Source organism: Nitrospirota bacterium (assembly GCA_016207905.1).
In the GTDB taxonomy this organism is placed as follows: Bacteria; Nitrospirota; Thermodesulfovibrionia; order Thermodesulfovibrionales; family JdFR-86; genus JACQZC01.
Map to the genome: position 1 here is coordinate 1 of JACQZC010000076.1, position 3,272 is coordinate 3,272.

Here is a 3,272-nt window from a genome sequence, read left to right on the forward strand (position 1 = left end):
ATGTAAGCAAGACAAGAAAATACACAAGCAAGGCATTAAGGATATGAATTGTCAGATTAAAGACATGATAGCCCCTCACATCGAGTCCATGAATTTTATAGTTTAGTGCGAATGTGAGATAACCAATGTATCTGCCTTTAAGAGGAGTGATAAGTGCTTTTATCTTTGAGAGGCTTATAAAATTTCCGAGGTCTTTAATGGTAGAGTTCTTTACTATAAAGTCAGGCTCATCCCACTGAAACGGCACATTGAAGGTGTTTGAGTAGGCAAGAAGGCCAATGAGTGCTATAAGGCACAGGTGAATGATAGGCTTGCTAACTAAAACAGAAATCCTGCTCATAGATTAATTTAACATTTTTATATCACGGCTGAAAAGATTTCTATCGGCAATTTTTGCATAAAGCCTATAATATCACAGATTTATGTATAATAATAAAATGGGTTTTTTCTCTGACATCAGGCAGGACTTCAGGGCAGTATTCGAAAAAGACCCTGCGGCAAAAAGTTCCCTCGAGGTAATACTTACCTATCCGGGTTTTCATGCCATATTCATGCACAGAATCAATCATATCCTCTATAGGCTTCGTATCCCTATACTTCCGAGGCTTCTCTCTCACATTGTAAGGTGGCTTACAGGCATCGAGATTCACCCTGCGGCAAGGATTGGAGCAGGGTTTTTTATAGACCACGGAATGGGCGTTGTCATAGGCGAGACTGCTGAGATAGGCACTGAGTGCCTTCTTTATCAGGGCGTGACATTGGGAGGCACAGGAAAGGAAAAAGGCAAAAGGCATCCTACCTTAGGAAAAGGTGTTGTGGTTGGCGCAGGAGCAAAGATATTAGGCGCAATAAGGATAGGGGATTATGCTAAGATAGGGGCTAACTCTGTTTTACTTCATTCCGTGCCTGATTATTCGATAGTAGTGGGTGTGCCTGGCAGGGTGATAAAAAAGAAGATATTACGGGTCGAGGAGGCAGGACCAGTTGAGGTTCTTGACCATGTCCATCTTCCAGACCCGGTTGAAGATAAATTTAAGGCAATCGAGACCCATATCTCGGAGCTCACAAAAAGGCTCGAAAGACTTGAGGGAAAAGGCAGTAAGATGAAAATCCATAACACACTTACAGGTAAAAAAGAGGATTTCGTGCCTCTTTCAGCCGAGGCAGTTGGGATGTATGCATGTGGTGTTACTGTTTATGACAGATGTCACATAGGACATGCAAGAAGTGCAATAGTGTTCGATGTAATCAGGCGATACCTTACATATAAAGGGCTAAAGGTAACCTTTATAAAGAACTTCACTGACATAGACGATAAGATTATAAACAGGGCAAAGGAGGAAGGCATAAGCTCAGATGAGATTGCTCGGAAATACACTCAGAAATATTATGAGGATATGGAAAGGCTCGGAGTGAAGCCTGCTACAGTGGAGCCAAAGGCAACCGAATACATAGCGGAGATGATTGACATAATAAAGAGCCTCATAGAGAAAGGCTATGCCTATGAGCTAAACGGAAGCGTTTATTTCGAGGTGGGCAAATTCCCCGAATATGGAAAGCTCTCTAAGAGACAGCTCTCTGAGATGCTTGCAGGCGCAAGGGTTGAGATTGACGAGAAAAAGAAAGACCCAATGGACTTTGCTCTCTGGAAGGCATCAAAGGAAGGCGAGCCATCGTGGGAAAGCCCATGGGGTAAGGGCAGACCAGGCTGGCACATAGAGTGCACTGCCATGTCAATCAAGCTTCTCGGAGAGACATTCGATATTCATGGAGGAGGCGCTGACCTTATATTCCCGCATCATGAAAACGAGATTGCACAGTCAGAGGCATTCACAGGCAAACCATTTGCAAAATACTGGGTTCATAATGGCTTTATCACAGTTGACAGGGAGAAGATGTCTAAATCCCTCGGAAACTTTTTTACCATCGAGGAGATTCTCGATAAGTTCGATGCAGAGGTCGTAAGGCTCTTTCTCTTAGGGACACACTACAGAAGCCCAATAGAGTTCTCGGACGAACAGCTTAAAGAGACAGAGGCATCCCTCAACAGATATTATAGCACTGTCTTGAGGATAGAGGATTTTCTGTCCGCCTCGGCTGGTCTCCAACCTACCCTTCATTTAAACCCCGAAGAAAAGGCATTGTCCGAAATGCTTTCCTCTTTCAAGATGCGGTTTGAGGAGGCAATGGACGATGATTTTAACACAGCCCTTGCCATAGGTCATATGTTTGAGCTTGTCAGAGAGACCAATAGATACTTAGACACAATGCCCAAAAGACAGGATGCCCAACAACAGATTTTGCATATAAAAGAGCAGTTGAGGGAGACAGGCAATGTGCTCAATATTTTTATGAGGACCCCTACGGAGTGGTTCTCATCGATGAAAGCCAAAAGGGTTGAATTGTCAGAAGAGGAAATACAAAGACTTATAGACGAAAGGCAGAAGGCAAGGGAAACAATGGATTGGGCAAGGGCAGATGCCATAAGAGAGGAGCTTGAAGCAAAAGGCATAATACTTGAGGATAAAAAACAAGGCACAACATGGAAGGTCAAGGTCGGCCACGAATGAAACCAGGTAGTTCATTTTTCCCTTGACAATGGGAGGGGGTTATGATACAGGGTTTTAGAGGCCTCCTGAGGAGGTATTGGTGGGAGTAGCAAAACAGATTTTATTAATATTAAGCATACTCATTATTTCTTTAGTAGATGCTGGTTCTTCTTTAGCTCAATCAGAATTTATAGTATTCAGCAAGCAATACGATAAGCCTAAAGGCAAGCCTGTTACCTACACAGATACCTTTAAGGCATATCCTCACACTTATCAACTCTGGGTTCAAAGCGGGCAGGATGGTCTTAACGAGGTAAAGAATGTCTCTGTTAGCATTAATGGTGTAGAGGTATTAGACTCCAGAGACCTGAGAAAGAGCAATCCATCTATAAAGACAATAAACCTTCAATCAACCAACACTATTAAAGTTGTCTTAAAAGGACAGGGTGGAAATTTCATTAAAGTAAAGGTGGTAGCACAACCGCTAAATATCACTATCCTTTCACCATCTGCTGGAGAGACAATATCAAGCCCAAAGGTGATAGTAACTGGAACAGTGGAAAATTTCATAGGTGAGTTAGGGGTAACAGTAAATGGAATAGTAGCAGATGTTTATGGCAATCAGTTTGTTGTTAGCAATGTGCCATTAGTTGAAGGAGCAAATACAATCACTGTCACGGCAAAGGATGCACTAAGAACCACTACAAGCTCTATAACAGTTAA

3 protein-coding genes are annotated in these 3,272 nt (G+C 42.7%); 2 read left to right on the forward strand and 1 reads right to left on the reverse strand.

Going from position 1 to position 3,272, the window contains the following annotated elements; translation table 11 throughout:
* Positions 1–340, reverse strand: a 340-nt coding sequence (locus HY805_09305) for a hypothetical protein (GenBank protein ID MBI4824406.1), incomplete at its 3' end; no start/stop codon positions are given.
* Between the two features lie 82 nt (positions 341–422).
* Here HY805_09305 and HY805_09310 point away from each other — a divergent pair.
* The gene (locus tag HY805_09310; protein ID MBI4824407.1) at positions 423–2,570 is read left to right on the forward strand and encodes a cysteine--tRNA ligase; all 2,148 of its coding nucleotides are present in this window, start codon (positions 423–425) and stop codon (positions 2,568–2,570) included.
* A 79-nt stretch (positions 2,571–2,649) separates the two neighbouring features.
* Positions 2,650–3,272: hypothetical protein (locus HY805_09315; protein ID MBI4824408.1), on the forward strand; the 623-nt coding region annotated here is incomplete at its 3' end.

What these genes read in the sequence shown, in the direction of transcription:
- HY805_09310 (MBI4824407.1), top strand. Translation starts at nt 423, where the DNA reads ATGTATAATAATAAAATGGGTTTTTTCTCTGACATCAGGCAGGACTTC.